General features: G+C 72.4%; 12 protein-coding genes. 6 read left to right on the top strand and 6 right to left on the bottom strand.

Annotated features, from left to right (window positions below):
• Nucleotides 1-124 precede the first annotated feature (124 nt).
• Nucleotides 125-1,264 carry a saccharopine dehydrogenase NADP-binding domain-containing protein gene (locus tag IPH07_25815; GenBank protein MBK6920840.1) on the bottom strand — a complete coding sequence of 380 codons (1,140 nt, stop codon included), beginning with the start codon at nt 1,262-1,264 and terminating at the stop codon, nt 125-127.
• A gap of 63 nt (nt 1,265-1,327) precedes the next feature.
• Here IPH07_25815 and IPH07_25810 point away from each other — a divergent pair, with 63 nt between their 5' ends.
• From IPH07_25810 to IPH07_25800, 3 genes are read left to right on the top strand one after another with little or no spacing between them, the layout of a single operon-like run.
• Complete coding sequence (locus tag IPH07_25810; protein ID MBK6920839.1) at nt 1,328-2,122, top strand: thioesterase family protein; 795 nt, start codon at nt 1,328-1,330, stop codon at nt 2,120-2,122.
• A gap of 11 nt (nt 2,123-2,133) precedes the next feature.
• Nucleotides 2,134-3,348: a hypothetical protein gene (locus IPH07_25805; GenBank protein MBK6920838.1), complete on the top strand. Its 1,215-nt coding sequence runs from the start codon at nt 2,134-2,136 to the stop codon at nt 3,346-3,348.
• Nucleotides 3,349-3,391: 43 nt separating this feature from the next.
• On the top strand, nt 3,392-4,018 hold the full coding sequence (locus tag IPH07_25800) for a hypothetical protein (protein MBK6920837.1): 627 nt from the start codon (nt 3,392-3,394) through the stop codon (nt 4,016-4,018).
• Nucleotides 4,019-4,034: 16 nt separating this feature from the next.
• Here the strand turns inward: IPH07_25800 and IPH07_25795 are convergent, their stop codons facing one another.
• Nucleotides 4,035-5,207 carry a 5-(carboxyamino)imidazole ribonucleotide synthase gene (locus IPH07_25795; GenBank protein ID MBK6920836.1) on the bottom strand — a complete coding sequence of 391 codons (1,173 nt, stop codon included), beginning with the start codon at nt 5,205-5,207 and terminating at the stop codon, nt 4,035-4,037.
• Nucleotides 5,204-5,698, bottom strand: coding sequence for a 5-(carboxyamino)imidazole ribonucleotide mutase (purE, locus tag IPH07_25790; protein ID MBK6920835.1), 495 nt, complete (start codon nt 5,696-5,698; stop codon nt 5,204-5,206). Before purE ends, IPH07_25795 begins: the two co-directional genes overlap by 4 nt.
• 146 nt (nt 5,699-5,844) lie before the next feature.
• Between purE and IPH07_25785 the strand changes: the two genes are divergently transcribed.
• Nucleotides 5,845-6,705, top strand: a complete 861-nt coding sequence (locus IPH07_25785) for a hypothetical protein (GenBank protein ID MBK6920834.1) — start codon at nt 5,845-5,847, stop codon at nt 6,703-6,705.
• Here the strand turns inward: IPH07_25785 and IPH07_25780 are convergent.
• Nucleotides 6,702-8,297 carry a protein kinase gene (locus IPH07_25780; GenBank protein MBK6920833.1) on the bottom strand — a complete coding sequence of 532 codons (1,596 nt, stop codon included), beginning with the start codon at nt 8,295-8,297 and terminating at the stop codon, nt 6,702-6,704. The genes IPH07_25785 and IPH07_25780 overlap by 4 nt on opposite strands.
• A 55-nt stretch (nt 8,298-8,352) precedes the next feature.
• Nucleotides 8,353-9,144, bottom strand: a complete 792-nt coding sequence (locus IPH07_25775; GenBank protein MBK6920832.1) for a hypothetical protein — start codon at nt 9,142-9,144, stop codon at nt 8,353-8,355.
• A gap of 467 nt (nt 9,145-9,611) precedes the next feature.
• Here IPH07_25775 and IPH07_25770 point away from each other — a divergent pair, with 467 nt between their 5' ends.
• Nucleotides 9,612-10,262: a hypothetical protein gene (locus tag IPH07_25770; GenBank protein MBK6920831.1), complete on the top strand. Its 651-nt coding sequence runs from the start codon at nt 9,612-9,614 to the stop codon at nt 10,260-10,262.
• Between the two features lie 28 nt (nt 10,263-10,290).
• Nucleotides 10,291-13,155: a serine/threonine protein kinase gene (locus IPH07_25765; protein ID MBK6920830.1), complete on the top strand. Its 2,865-nt coding sequence runs from the start codon at nt 10,291-10,293 to the stop codon at nt 13,153-13,155.
• A gap of 66 nt (nt 13,156-13,221) precedes the next feature.
• Here IPH07_25765 and IPH07_25760 read toward each other — a convergent pair whose 3' ends face one another.
• Entirely contained in the window at nt 13,222-14,244 is a 1,023-nt protein-coding gene (locus IPH07_25760; protein MBK6920829.1) for a hypothetical protein, read from the bottom strand.
• Nucleotides 14,245-14,263 lie beyond the last annotated feature (19 nt).

Below are 14,263 nucleotides of genomic sequence, written 5' to 3'. Positions count from 1 at the left end.
CCGAGGTTCCGCGGTCACGGCCGGAAATCGACGCGTGCGCGTGGGGGTAGCCCGTCGATGCCGATCGAACGCTGGCAGAGCCTGCTCAACGGTCGCTGACCGGTGCAGGCCTCCATGGGCGCCGCTACGCCGGCTCGAGCCGCGAGCTGAAGTGGATGCCGCGCTCGGCCAGCCCCGCGAGCACCGCGTCGAGCAGCCCCGGCACCGCACCGAGCACCTCGGGCGCGTGCACGCCGGGGGTCGTGAACCGACCGGCCAGCAACAGCCGCGCCACGATCGTCGCGGGCAGGCCGGTGGTGCGCGACATGCTGCTGCAGCCCGAGGTCGTGTCGGCCCGATCGACGAGCTCCCAGATCATGCGCACGCGCATGCCCTCCTTCGTGCCGGTCGCGACCACGCGCAGCACGGTGAGGTCGACCTCGCCGGGGGCGTAGGTCCAGTGCGGGAACAGCAGCGCGGAGGTCACCTCGCGTGGGATCACGGACTTCCCGCCGACCACGATCGGTTCGTCCGAGAAGAAGCCGCTGGCCTGCAGCACCCGCATCAGCTGCGCGTGTCCGGGCCAGCGCATGGTCTTCTCGCTCATGTCGGGGATCGCCAGCGTCGTCACCAGCGAGCGCAGACCGTCGGTGTTGAACGCCTCCAGCGTGCCGACGCCGGGGATGTCGACCAGCTCCACGCCCGACAGCGCCGGATGCACGGCGATCTGTCCGTGCTCGACCATGCGAGCCGGTCGCACGTACTCCTCGATGACGTCCGAGGGTGCGAACGCGACCTTGTAGTCGAACGGCCACCGCCGCAGCTCGGGCACGCCGCCGACCATGATGTCGAGGCGCGTGCACGGCTGCAGCACCGACGCCGCGTAGCCGGCCATCATGTTGCTCATGCCGGGGGCGATGCCACAGTCGACCACCGCGACCACACCCGCAGCTGCGGCGGCCGGCGACAGCGTCAGCGCATCGTCGGCCATGAAGCTGATGTCCACGTAGGGCTTGCCGGCGTCGATCACCGCGCGCAGGGTCGCGAGCCCCATCGAGGACGACAGCGCGCCGATCACCAGATCGAACGGTCGCACCAGCGCGATGATGGCCGCGGGGTCGGAGAGGTCGGTCTGGATGGTCTTCACCTTCGCGCGGGCCGACAGTGCCGCGAGGGCCATCGGGCGCACGTCGGCGACCGTCACCTGCAGCGCCGGATCGGCCGCGAGATCGAGTGCCATGGTGCTGCCGACCATGCCGCAGCCGAGAATGATCACTTGCTTCATCGGAGGCGGAGCATAGCGCCTCTCGCCTCGTGGTCGGGCGATGGCCGTGGTATGGCAGCACCGGTGTCGACGCCGGCGTCCTTCTTCGTCCGCGACGGTGAGCAGTTCATCGCGACCGAGCTCACCCGTGGCCCCTGGCATCCGCAATTGCAGCACGGCGGGCCGCCGGCGGCGCTGTTGACCGCGGCCATCGAGGCCTTCGAGCCCGAGCCGCAGCAGCACGTGGTGGCGCGGCTGACGTTCGAGTTCCTGCGTCCGGTGCCGATCGCGAGCCTGCGCGTGACGACCGAGCTGGTGCGGGCGGGTCGATCGGCGCAGCGCATCGATGCACACCTCCTGCACGACGGCAACGAGGTCCTGCGCGCGCACGCGCTGCGGATCCGTCGCAACCCGGTCGCGCTGCCGTCGCCTCGTTGCCCGCGGCGGCCCGCGCCCCGCGGACCTGCCGGGCTCGAGCCGTTCGTGTTCCCGTTCTTCCGCGAGCGCGTCGGGTATCAGACCGCCGTCGAGGTCCGCATCGCCAAGGGTGTATGGGGCAAGGGACCGACGGCCGCGTGGATGCGACTGCGGGCGCCGCTGGTCGCCGACCAAGCGACCTCGCCGCTGTCGGCCCTCGTCGCGGTCGCCGACGCCGGCAACGGCGTGTGCCCGGTGCTCGACCCGCGCGAGTGGAGCTTCGTCAACCCGGACATGACGATTCATCTCGATCGCGCGCCCTGCGGCGAGTGGTTTGCCCTCGATGCGCGTGCGACCGTGGATGCCGGTGGCATCGGCCTCGGGCAGAGCGAGCTGTCCGATCGCGACGGTGAGATCGGCCGCGCGCTGCAGAGCCTGGCCGTCGAGCCGCGCGCGCACTAACATCGCGGTCGATGAGCGCCTCGCCCCACGGCAGCAGCGGACCTCCGGCGGGGGCTGGTTCGGGCGTGCCCGCTGCGTGGCCGCCGGTCGATGCTGCGCGCGCCGGTGCGGGGCCAGGCCACACGCAGCCCGCGATGCCCAAGCCCAAGGGGCCGCTCGGCGGCGTGCTGGCGATGCTGCGCAAGTACGGCCGCATGCTGTGGTGGTTCCACTCGTTCTACGCGCTGGGGCTCGGCATCTTCGTGGTGCTGTTCGCGGCCAAGGGCTTCGCGCACGCGCGCTTCCTGACCATCTCGCTGGCGGCCGCGTGGCTGGTACTCATCGTGTTCTTCCGCGTGTTCGGCAGCGGCACGTCGCAGCACGTCGAAGGCAAGGGCGCCAAGCTGCGCTTCTTCGTCATGACGTATGTGCTCAAGAACATGTACCAGGGGATGTTGTTCTTCCTGCTGCCGTTCTACTGGCGCTCGGTGACGATGCACTCGCCCAACCAGTGGTTCCTGGTCGGCCTGGTGCTGTGCGCGGCGCTCTCGACCCTGGACGTGGTCTTCGACCGCATGCTGATGCGCTGGAAGATGGCCGCATCGGTGTTCTACTTCTTCACGCTGTTCGCGTGCCTCAACCTGGTGGTGCCCGCGCTGCTGCCGAACATCCGTGCCGCGCTGACGTTGACGATCGCTGCCGCCGTGTCGGCGCTGGCGTTCTGGACCATGCACATCCCGGTGAAGACACTGGGGCGGCCCGCCGGCGCCACCTTGCTCGTGGGCTGGACGGTCGCGTCGCTGGCGGGCGCGTGGTATGGCCGCGCCGCGGTGCCGCCGGTCGCGATGTACCTGCGCGGCGGGGCGGTCGGTCCCACGCTGTTGCCCGATGGGCGCCTCGCGCTCGAGGTGCACGCGCTGCATCGTTCGTTGGTGCACGAGCTGTATGCGGTCACCGACGTCTTCACCCCCGGTGGCAAGGGCGATCGCCTCGTGCACGAGTGGCGCAAGGATGGCGTGCTCGTGCAGCGCTCGGACGACGTCGATCCGCACCCCGAGGGGTTGTGGGACACGGTGCGTCTGCGCTCGCGCCTCGACCCCTCGGTGCTCGCTACGGCGGCCGGTGCCGAGGTCGCATCGGCGGCCGACGACGGCGACGCGGCTGCCGTCACCGGCGCGTGGACCGTCGACACGCTCACCGAAGACGGTCAGCTGGTCGGACGCGTCGCCTTCGCCGTCATCGAGTGAGGCGCGCGCGGGTCGGCGGCGCTATGATGGAAACTGGACGCGCATGGCCGCGAACTCCGACATCGATGCGGGCCGCTTCCCGCACCTCGCGGCGTACGTGGCGGTGCTGCCACAGGGTTTGGACTCGTACACGGAGTGCCGCTCACGCGCGACGTTGGTGACGAGCGCGCTCGAGGGCCACGACATCGGCGCGCTCGCGGCCGCGCTCCCCGAGCCGCTGCGCGACCTCGCCGAGCACCCACCGCTACCCGGTGCGTGGGTGCCCGCGGCCCACTCCGACGCGCTGTTCCACGCGCTCGTCGACCTGCACTACCCCACCCTCGAAGCCATGCTGGCGTGGACGCGGCAGCGCACCCACCGGACCGCGCGCTCTCGCATGTATCGTGCGCTGACCCGCATGACCGGGCCGAAGATGGTGCTCAAGACCAGCGCGGTCGTGCACGGCATGTTCCAGCGCGGCACCCACCTCACCGCGACGCCGAGCGAGGGTGGGTTGTTGCTGCGGCTCGAGCACCCGCCGTACCTGCACTACGGGTGGAACCACCACTCCAACGTCGGCATGTTCGAGGTGCTGGTCGAGATCGCGGCCGGTGCACCGGGCCGCGTCGCCTTGCTCGACAGCCAGCCCGGGTTCGCGCTGTACAGCGCGCACTGGCACGAGCTCGGGTGAGGGCCGACGGCGCCGGTCAGCCGCGAGGTGTCGGGCGCAGCGCGTCTCGGGCCGCGAGCACGGTGCTGCGGGCGGCCGCCGGGCTGTCGGCGAGCGCGGTGAGGTGGCCCATCTTGCGACCCGCTCGCGCCTCGCCCTTGCCGTACAGGTGCAGCTTCACCTGCGGCTGCGCGAGCGCGCCGGCCCAGTTCGGCTCACCGTGTTGCCACACGTCGCCGAGCAGGTTGGCCATCGCCGCCGGTCGCAACAACGCGCACGAACCCAGCGGCAGGCCACACACCGCGCGGAGCTGCTGCTCGAACTGACTCGTCACCGCGGCGTCGATCGTGAAGTGTCCAGAGTTGTGAGGCCGCGGTGCGAGCTCGTTGACGAGCAGCTCGCCGCCCGACTTCGCGAAGAACTCCACGCACAACACCCCGACCACGTCGAGCGACTCGACGATCGCCCGCGCGATCTCCCGGGCGCGCGCCAGCGTCGCGCTCGCGACCCCAGCCGGTGCTGTCGAGACGTCGAGCACGTGGTCGCGGTGCTCGTTGGCGACCAAGCCCCAGTCGTCGACGGTGCCGTCGAGGCCGCGGGCGACCACCAGCGAGAGCTCGCACTCGAACTCGACGAAGCCCTCGAGCACCGCTTCGTCGGCGCCCACGCGCTGCCATGCCTCGTCGGCCCGCGCGGGATCGTCGATGCGGACCTGGCCCTTGCCGTCGTAGCCCCAGCCGGCAGACTTGAGCACCGCAGGGCAGCCGATGCGGGACAGCGCCGCGCTCAGCTCGGCCGCCGAGTGCACCGCCTCGAAGGGCGCCACCGGCACGCCGATGCCGGTGAGGAACGTCTTCTCGCGCAGGCGATGCTGCGTGGTGTGGAGCACCGCGCCGTGGGGGCGTACCGGCGCGCACTCGGCCGCCGCGAGCGCGGCGGCGTGGGCGATGTTCTCGAACTCGAAGGTGACGATCTCGACCTCGCGTGCGAACGCCCGCACCGCGTCGAGGTCGTCGTAGGGCGCGACGATCTCGCGATCGGCGACCTGCCCGGTAGGCGTGCCGCGCTCGGGACTGAAGGTGTGCACGCGGTAGCCCATCTGTCGTGCCGCGATCGCGAGCATGCGTCCGAGCTGACCCGAGCCGAGCACGCCGACGCGCGCACCGGGCAGGATCCGACGTCGATCCGAGGTGCCCGTCGCCGTGCTCACGGCAGCTCCTGGGCGAGCACCTCACGGGTCTGCTCGTCGCGGTAGTTCGCGAGTGCCTGGGACAGATGCGGCCGCTGCAGTGCGAGGATCGAGATCGCCAGCAGTGCGGCGTTGACCGCTCCGGCCCCGCCGATGGCGAGCGTTCCGACCGGCACGCCGCGGGGCATCTGCACGATCGACAGCAGCGAGTCCATGCCCGACAGCGCCTGGCTGCGCACCGGCACGCCGAGCACGGGCAGCACCGTCTGTGCGGCGATCATCCCCGGCAGGTGCGCCGCCCCGCCCGCGCCCGCGATGATCACCTGCAGACCCCGCGCGGCCGCCTCGGCGGCGTACTGGGACATCCACGCCGGGGTCCGGTGGGCCGAGACCACGCGGCACTCGTGCGCGACACCGAACTTCGTGAGCGTGTCGGCGGCGCCCGACATGGTCTCCCAGTCGGACTTGCTGCCCATGACGATGCCCACCAAGGGGGCTTCGCGCGCATCCATGGCGCGACGCTATCGCAGCGCCGCACGTCGCGGAAGGGGCGTCCGCGTCGGGTCGCGCCGTCGCTGTGGTAGCCTCGAATCCGCGCGTGGTGGCGATGTCGCAGGCTCGGAGGTTCCCGATCGCGACGGCGGTGACGATGGCGACGATGCTCGCGTCGACGATGCCGTCGTCGGTGCTGGCGGCCGCGCCAACGGCGGACGACGCGATCGCGCCGGCGGCGGACGAAGATCCGATCGCGGCCGCGCAGGCGCTGCACAATCAGGCGCTGGCGCGGTTCGACGTCGCGGACTACGGCGGTGCCATCGCGCGCTGGGAGGCGGCCAACGATCGCTTGCCCGACGATCCCTCGACCGCGAGCATCCGCCGCATCATCATCAACAACCTCGCCGTCGCGCTCGCGAAGGCCTACGCGATCGAGCGTGACGTGCGGCTGCTCCGGCGCTCGCGGCAGCTCGCGCTCGACTACGAACGCAGCATCGACGCGCTGTACCCCGAGGCCGAGGCCGCTGCGGCCGAGCACGCGCGCATCGCTGCGTTCATCGCCGATCTCGATCGTCAGCTCGAGGCCGCCGAGCCGGCACCGCGGCCGGCAGCGGCCGACGAGCCCGCACGCGACGATGTTCCGGTGGCGGTCGAGCGGCGCGCCGAGCCACCGCAGCCACGGCCGCGCGCGCGCAAGGGCTGGATCGCCGGCGGTGGGGTGGCCTTGGGTATCGGCGTCGCGGGCATCGCGATGCTCGCCGCCGGCGCGTCGTTGGGCGCGGCCGCCAACGACGTCAGCGCCGTGCGCGAGGACAAGGCCGCGCGCGGACGCCAGTTCGATCGCGGACGTCGGGCCAACGACCTCGCGATCGCGGGCGCCGTGATCGCTCCGCTGGCACTCGCAACCGGCATCGCGTTGGTGGTCGTCGGCGTGCGTGGACGCGCGCGAACGAAGGGGCACGTGGCGTGGTCGCCGTGGGCGTCGGATCGCGGCGCTGGGGTGGTCGTGGGTGCCGGCTTCTAGCGGATGATGCCGTCGGCGTCGGGCAACCGCGGCGATGGTGCTGGCGCGGGGGCGGTCGGCTCGGAGGGCGTGGGCACCCGGGGAGGCACTGGATCGACGGGCGCGCGCGCTCGAGGTGCGTCGCGCCGTGATCGCGGTCGTGCGGTGTTGCGATCGCCCGCGTCGGCGGCCTCGGTCGTGGGTTCACGCCGCGGTGTCGGTACCGCCGCCGGTGACTCGGACACGGCGGGGATGGCGGGCTGCGCCGCTGCGCTCGGCGTGGCGACGCTACCCGCAGGTTCGATCGCGGGCGGCGGGGCCGGAGCCTGGGTGGGGGCAGGCGTGGTGCCGTCGGCCCCAGGCGCCGCGAGCTCACCAGCGACAGGGCGCAGCAGCCACGCCGCGGTCGCGATCACGATCACGAGCACAGCCGCCGCGATCGCCAGGAGCGGTCCCGTCGGTGGCGCACGCCGGGCGCGCTCGCGTGGCTGGGGCGCCGCAATCGCGGTGATGGCCGGACGCTCGGTCGCAAACGCGACCTGCGTGTGCCTTCGCTGCACCTCGGGCGGCACCGCCGGCCGATCGATCTCGGGCAGCGGCAGCTCGACGCCGTCGCGCACGGCCTGCAGCGCGGCCCGCAGCGCAGCCATGTCGGCGAAGCGATGCTCGCGATCTTTGTAGAGGCATCGCCGTACGATCGCGTCGAGCCCGGGGGCGATCGTCTGCTCCGGCCGCACCACACTCGGCAGCGGCGGCGGCACGAACAGCTGCAGGTACAACAGCTCCGCCGGGGTCGGCGCGCGGAACGGGCGGGCGCCGGTGAGCATCTCGAACAACAACACGCCCAGCGCGTAGACATCGGAGCGCACGTCGAGCGCCTGGCCGCGCGCCTGCTCGGGACTCATGTAGGCCGGCGTGCCGTACACGACGCCGGTGTTGGTCAGCGTGCTCTCGCGCGGGCCCCACTCGGTGGTCTTGGCGATGCCGAAGTCGATCAAGGTGCAGTGCGGGGATGCACCGTCGAGCCCACGCACCAATACGTTGGCCGGCTTGAGGTCGCGATGCAGCACCCCGACCTCGTGGGCGGCCTGCAGGGCCTCGGCCAGCTGCTCGGTGATCGCGAGCGCGTGCTCCGGTCGCAGGGCGCCGCGTCGCAGCTGGCTCGATAGCGGCGCGCCGTCGACCAGCGCCATCACCAGGAACGGTAGACCGCTCGGGGTCTCGCCGGTGTCGAGGATCTCGACCACGTGCGGGTGCGTGATCCGTCCGACCAGTCGTGCCTCCCGCAACATGCGATCGGCCCGTGTGCTCTCGGCGCGTGGGTCGGGGATGAGCAGCTTGATCGCGATGGCGCGCCCGAGTACGAGGTGGGTCCCGCGCCAGACCTCGCCCATGCCCCCGCGACCGATGCGTTCCTCGAGGCGGTAGCGCTGCTCGAGGATCGCACCGGGCCCGAGCACGATCGCATCGCTGTGCGGTCGGCGTTCACCGGTCCGTGTGGCGTCGTCGGGGCCCGACGACGGCGTGTCGCCCTCGACCGGGCCCGGCGCGCTCGCGTGCGTGGGGTGCGGCGTCGACGGACCGACTCCGCGTAGCGTGCGATCACCTGCCACGTCCGCGGAGGATCGTAGCAGGCCCGCGCCGCACAGCCGCCCGAGGCGCGGCGCGCTACTTCACGCCGGCGAGCGGATCGTCGGTCGAGTCGACCTTGATGCCGGGACGTCCGTCGCTCTTGTCGGGCCGCGCCGGCCGGCTCGGGCCCGCGCTGCCACTGCTCGCGGGCCGCGACGGACGTCGCGGATCATCGCTGGCGGTCGGCTCCTTGATCGGCACCAGCGGGGTGCGCGAAGCGTCTCCGCCCTTGGCGACGTCGGGCTCCTGCGTGTCTTCCGGGATCGCGCCGGCCTGGATCACCGTCGTCGGTGCGGTGGGCGCTGCGACGGCCGCCTGAGGCGTGCCGCGGTTCATGTACCACCAGCCACCGCCACCGAGCCCGCCGAGCACGACCACGAGGCCGAGCACGAGCGGGAGCTTGCTGCCTCCGCGCAGGTCGGCGTCGTCGTCGTACGACGTCGACGCAGGGGCCGACATCATCGGCGGCGCAGGTGCGAACGCCGGCGCGGCATCGAAGGGCGACGCGGCGACCGGGGCCATCGCGGGTGCGGCCATCACCACGGCCTGCGGCGTCGGGCCGAACGCCGGATGGGGCACCGCAGCGGCCGGCGCCGCGGCGACCGACGGCGACCACGAGGGCGTCGTCGCAGCGGCATGGCCGGTGTTGGCCGCACCGCCGCTGTCGTCGGCCGCGGCCTCGAGCACCTCGTAGAGGCTCTTGATCTCCTCTTCGAGCTCCGCCAACGCCTCCGTCTGCCCGGTGGCCGCGAGTCGCTCGCGTTGACCTTCGAGCTGTTCGAGTCGCGCGAGGGAGTCCGAGATCCACGCCTCATTCGTTGCCGTCATCGCCTGTGTGCTCCGTGTGCTGTCCCGTGGTCGGGGCCCGGTTTGGGGCGCGCGCGCTCGCACGCCGACATGCGCCACCGCGCACTATACCGGGATGGTCGTGGGCCGTGTACGCCTTCGTTCGGGGCCGCCCGCGGGGTTCGTGTTCCGAACACTCGACCGCTCGCGGGGGAAACTTCGGGCCCTGGGCACATGCGCGGGCCCGAAATCGTCACGCTGCGGCGCGCGTGGGCCGGCTGCGCACCGACCTGGGGTCCACGATGGTCCGCCGCGTCGCTGCGCGCGCGCATGCGCGGTGCCTGCGGGCCCGCGTCACGACGCGCATGCGTGGCGATGCCGCGGTCAGGCCGGCTACGGCCCCGGCAGCCACTGGATGCGATCTCGCCGGCGCAGCGGCGGTGCAGGTCGCGAGGCCGGCGTCGGTCGACGGCTTTCGCGCGAGTGCCCCGCGCTGATATCCATGAACCATGGGGACCACGCCGCCCGGGACCACGTCGCAAGAGACCGAGCCGCCCGAGCCGCACGACGACGGGACAGCCGCGCGGGCGCCCGGTTCCGCGGACGGTGACGACGATGCCGTCGGCGACGCGCCCTCGGGCGATGCCCCGCGCGCCAGCGACGACGCAGGTGATGCGTCGGCGCCCAGCGCCACACCGCGCGTGGCGGCTGCCGCGGCGGCCAGCGCCGCGACGTCGGCCGGCACCGGGCGACGTCGGCTGTTCGGGGCGGTGCGCTGGTGGTGGTTTCTCGTCGCAGCGTTGGTGCTCGAGTTCTGGATCTACGGTCGCCGTGGATCGATCGAGGTGTGCGTGGGCAAGCAAGGCGAGACCGATTTCGCGTTGGTCGGCCAAGAACGCACGGACGCCAATCGCTGGAAGTTCCCGCGCTGCGAGCGGGCCGACAACCTGGGGCTGGTCAGCAAGTACGACCAGGCGGTGAAGGAGGCGATCCACACCGCGTGCCGCGGCGCGACCATCTTCCGCCACCAGGGCGAGGGCAAAGTGTGCGTGGATGCGAGCACGAACACGGCGCAGGGCTGGGTGCATCGCATCGAGACCCGCCAGGTGCTGCCGTGGGAGCGCCCGTTCTACGAGCATCTGTTCTGGTTCCTCATGTGACGCGCGCAGACGAGCCGCCGCCTCTGGCATGATCGACGCCGGGGAGCGACGGCCCTCGATGCACGAGCTCGACGACCGCGATGCGCAGCGCACCTCCGCACCCGCGGACGAAGGTGACGTCGACCTCGACGAGACCGTCGTCGGTGGCGAGGCGCTCGAGCGGCTGGCCGAGCCGCATCCGGCCGGATCGAACGTCGGTCGCTACGTGATCCTCGAGCGCGTGGGGCAGGGCGGCATGGGGGTGGTCTACGCCGCCTTCGATCCCGAGCTCAACCGTCGGGTCGCACTCAAGCTGCTGCATGCGACCAAGCGCTCTGGCACCGGCCACCAGGGGCCACCGCGCGCGCGGCTGCTGCGGGAGGCCCAGGCCATCGCGCGCGTCTCCCATCCCAACGTGATCAGCGTGTTCGACACCGGCACGCTCGGCGACGCGGTGTTCGTGGCCATGGAGTACATCGAGGGCCCGACCCTCACGCGCTGGCAGATCGACCAGCCGGCCCGCGCGATCGCAGCGATGTACGCCCGCGCCGGTCGCGGGCTCGCGGCTGCCCACGACGCCGGCATCGTGCATCGCGACTTCAAGCCCGACAACGTGTTGGTGGCGGGCGACGGCACGCCGAAGGTGCTGGACTTCGGGCTCGCGCGCAGCGAGCCCACCAGCGCCACGCGTGAGGCCGCGATCCGCGAGCGCGTCCGCGAGCCCAGCGGGCCGGTCGCGCTGACGATCTCGCTCGGGACGAGCTCCTCCGACGTGCTGAGCTCGCCGCTGACGCAGGACGGCGCGGTGGTCGGCACGCCGCGCTTCATGGCACCCGAGCAACATGCGGGCGTCGCCGCCGATCCGCGCAGCGACCAGTTCAGCTTCTGCGTCGCGCTGTACCAGGCGCTGTTCAAGCAGGAGCCGTTCACCGGCGCGACGCTCGAGCGGCTCGCGTTGGCCAAGCAGGCCGGTCGCATCCAGCGGCCGCCGGAGATCGGTGTGCCCGGGCACGTCGTGCAGGCGGTGCTGCGGGGGCTCGCCGCCGACCCCGGCGCGCGCTGGCCGGACATGCATCGACTGGTCGCGGTGCTCGAGGTCGATCACGCCGCGGTGCGACGGCGGCGTTGGACCGCGATCGGGGCCGCGGGGCTCATCGCCGGCCTGAGCTATGGCACCGCCGAGTTGGTCCGTCGTGCCGCGGACCCGTGCGTCGGCGACGAGCGCGTGGCGGAGCTGTGGAACGACGCCCGCCGGGCGCAGCTCGCCGAGGCCTTCGGCGCCGTCGCGGTGCCCTACGCAGCGCGCGAGTGGGACGCGAGCGCGCTCGCACTGGATGCGTATGTCGCCGCGTACGACGGTGGCTACCGCGAGGCGTGCCGCGCGACCCACGAACGCGGTGCGCAGTCGCAGGCGTTGCTCGATCGTCGCATGCAGTGCCTCGGCCACCGGCGCCAGGCCCTGGCGGCGCTGCTCGACGTGTTCGAGGGCGTCGATCGTGCGGTCGTCGAGCGCGCCAGTGCGGCGGTCGATGCCCTACCGGCGGTCGATGCGTGTGACGACCCCGACTACGTGCTGGCCAGCGTCGAGCCGCCGCCGGCGTGGCTGCTCGACGAGGTCGAGCGCGTGCGCGAGCACCTCGCGCGTGCGAGCGCGTTGCAGGCCGCAGGGCGGGGCAAGGACGCGGCGGTCGAGGTCACGCTCGCGCACGAGCTGGCGCAGGGCCTCGACTACGCGCCGCTGCGGGCCGAGGTCGCGCTGCGACGCGGACAGATCGACGAGGGCCTGGGCGAGTGGGTCGAGGCCGAGCGGTCGCTCCACGCCGCGATGGAGCTCGCGCTCGAGGTGGGCGCCGACGAGACCGCGGGCACCGCCGCGAACCTGCTGACCGGTGTGGTCGGCGATCGCCTCGGTCGCCACGACGAAGGCCTGCGCTGGGCCGGGCTGGCGCGCAGCCTGTATCGTCGCGCGGCGGTCGGCGAGCTGGCCTTCGCGCGGCTGGAGGCCGCGGAGGCGACGGTCCTGTATCGGATGGATCGCCTCGACGAGGCCGGTGCCGCCTACGGTCACGCGATCGAGACCGTCGTGCGCCTCGAGGGGCCGGACGCCACGCGGCTGGTGTCGTGGCTGGTGAACCTCGGCAACGTCCACTACCGTGCCCATCGCCGCGAGCTCGCGCTCGAGACCTTCGAGCGTGCGGCGAGCATCGCTCGCGGCGCGCATGGACCCGAGCATCCTGCGTTCGGCACGATCGAGTTCGGGCTCAGCAACGTGCTCACGGATCTGGCGCGATGGGACGACGCCGAGCGGCACCTCGCGAGTGCCGAGCAGATCTTCCGCGGCTCGCTCGGACCGGAGCACCCGTTCGTGACCGCCGCGCTGTGCAACTTCGGCATCATCGAGGAGGGCCGCGGTCGTGCCGACGCAGCGATCGCGCGCTTCGAGGCCTGCCGCGCGGCGATCGGAGCTCGCCTGGGCGCCGACGATCCCGACTACGCGCGGGTGCTCGAGAACCTGGGCCGGCTGCACCGGGTCACGGGGGCGCTGGAGCTGGCGCGACGAGAACTCGAGCAAGCGCTGACGATCCGCCGCGAACGCCTCGGCGCGGCCCATTCGGACACGGTGTCGACCACCATCGAGCTGGGTCGCGTGGAGCTCGACGCGGGGCGCAACGATCGCGCGCTGGCCCACTTCGCCGCGGCCCTCGGCAGCGGCGACGACGTGCTGGAGCTGGCCGCGGCGCGCTTCGGCATGGCCCAGGCCACCGCCGCGCTGCGCGGGGTCGATGCCGAGGCGCGTGAGCTGGCCGCCGCCGCGCGGCGCGTCTACGCGGAGGACGGCGCGCCGTCGCAGCCGCAGGTCGACGCGATAGACCGCTGGCTCGCGACGCACCCGCTGCCCGCCGCGACGCCGTGACCTCGGCCTCGAGTGCCCCGCGCGCTTCGAAGCTACCAAGCGAGTGGGGAAGCGTTCATCCTCGACTCAGAAGCGGCCGGCGATCGAGATGCCGGTGAAGCCGCGGCCGAAGGCCGGCGCCAGTGAGACGGTCTTGCGTGCCGAATCCGCGGCGCGCTTGCGCTTGATGCCGAGCGCCAACATCGTCGCACCCGCGCCGAGCAGCACCGGTGTGAGCACGGCGCCCGCGATCGTGACTGCGTTCGCCACGCCCCCGCGCTTGTCGGCGTCGTCGCGCTTCTGGATCAGCGCGTCGTAGGTCATCTGGTCCTCGGCGCTGAGGTTGCTGCAGCCACCCGAGGTCGCGGCGCACAGCTTGCTCGCGTCGACATCGGCGCGCTCGAAGTCCCGCTCGGCAGTCTGGCCGATCAGCGAGCCCGCGATCAGCATGCCGATGGCCCCCAACCCGAGGCCGGCCGTGACCGCACCGCCGACGATCAGACCCATGCCGTTGTTCTCCGGCGGTAGCGTGCCCGGCGGTGTGTCGTTGATCGGCGTGACGTTGGTCTTGTCGTCGTCGGTGCCCTTGGGATCGCCGTCGCCGGCGGGCTCGACGACGGTCGGGCCCTTGGCTTCTTCTTCGGCCTTCGCCAGCGCGGCGGTGAGCTCGTCGGCCTTCTGCTGCACCGCGGCGCTGATCGCCCGGTCCTTGCCGTACACCGCGTGATACTGCTTCAGGTAGAGCTCGAAGGTGGTCTTGCCCTCGCGCAGCTGGGCGATGTCCTTCTTGCCGTCGGCGGCGGGGATCCGCAGGTACGCGTTCATGTACGCGTCGAGGATGTTGAGCAGCAGGCTCTCGCGCGTCGCACGGTTGGCCTGCTCCTCGGACAGCAACACCAGCAAGCGTCCCCACGCCTCGGCGGCGCCCTTGAAGTCGCCGTCGGAGTTCTTCTTGTCGCCCTCGTCGTAGAGCTGCTCGATCTGACCCTTGGACGGGGCCGCGAGCGCCGTCGTCGGCACCGATGCCACCAGCAGGGCGCCCGCGAGCGCCAACGAACCCGCACGCAGGAGCGACGAAAGAGGGCGCAACGAGGGGCGGCGGGGCGGCATGGCGGGAGTCTTGCGGACG

The organism is Deltaproteobacteria bacterium (assembly GCA_016709225.1).
Lineage (GTDB): Bacteria > Myxococcota_A > Polyangia > Nannocystales > Nannocystaceae > Xiheibacterium > Xiheibacterium phototrophicum.
This window is presented reverse-complemented; position numbering and strand designations above follow the sequence as displayed.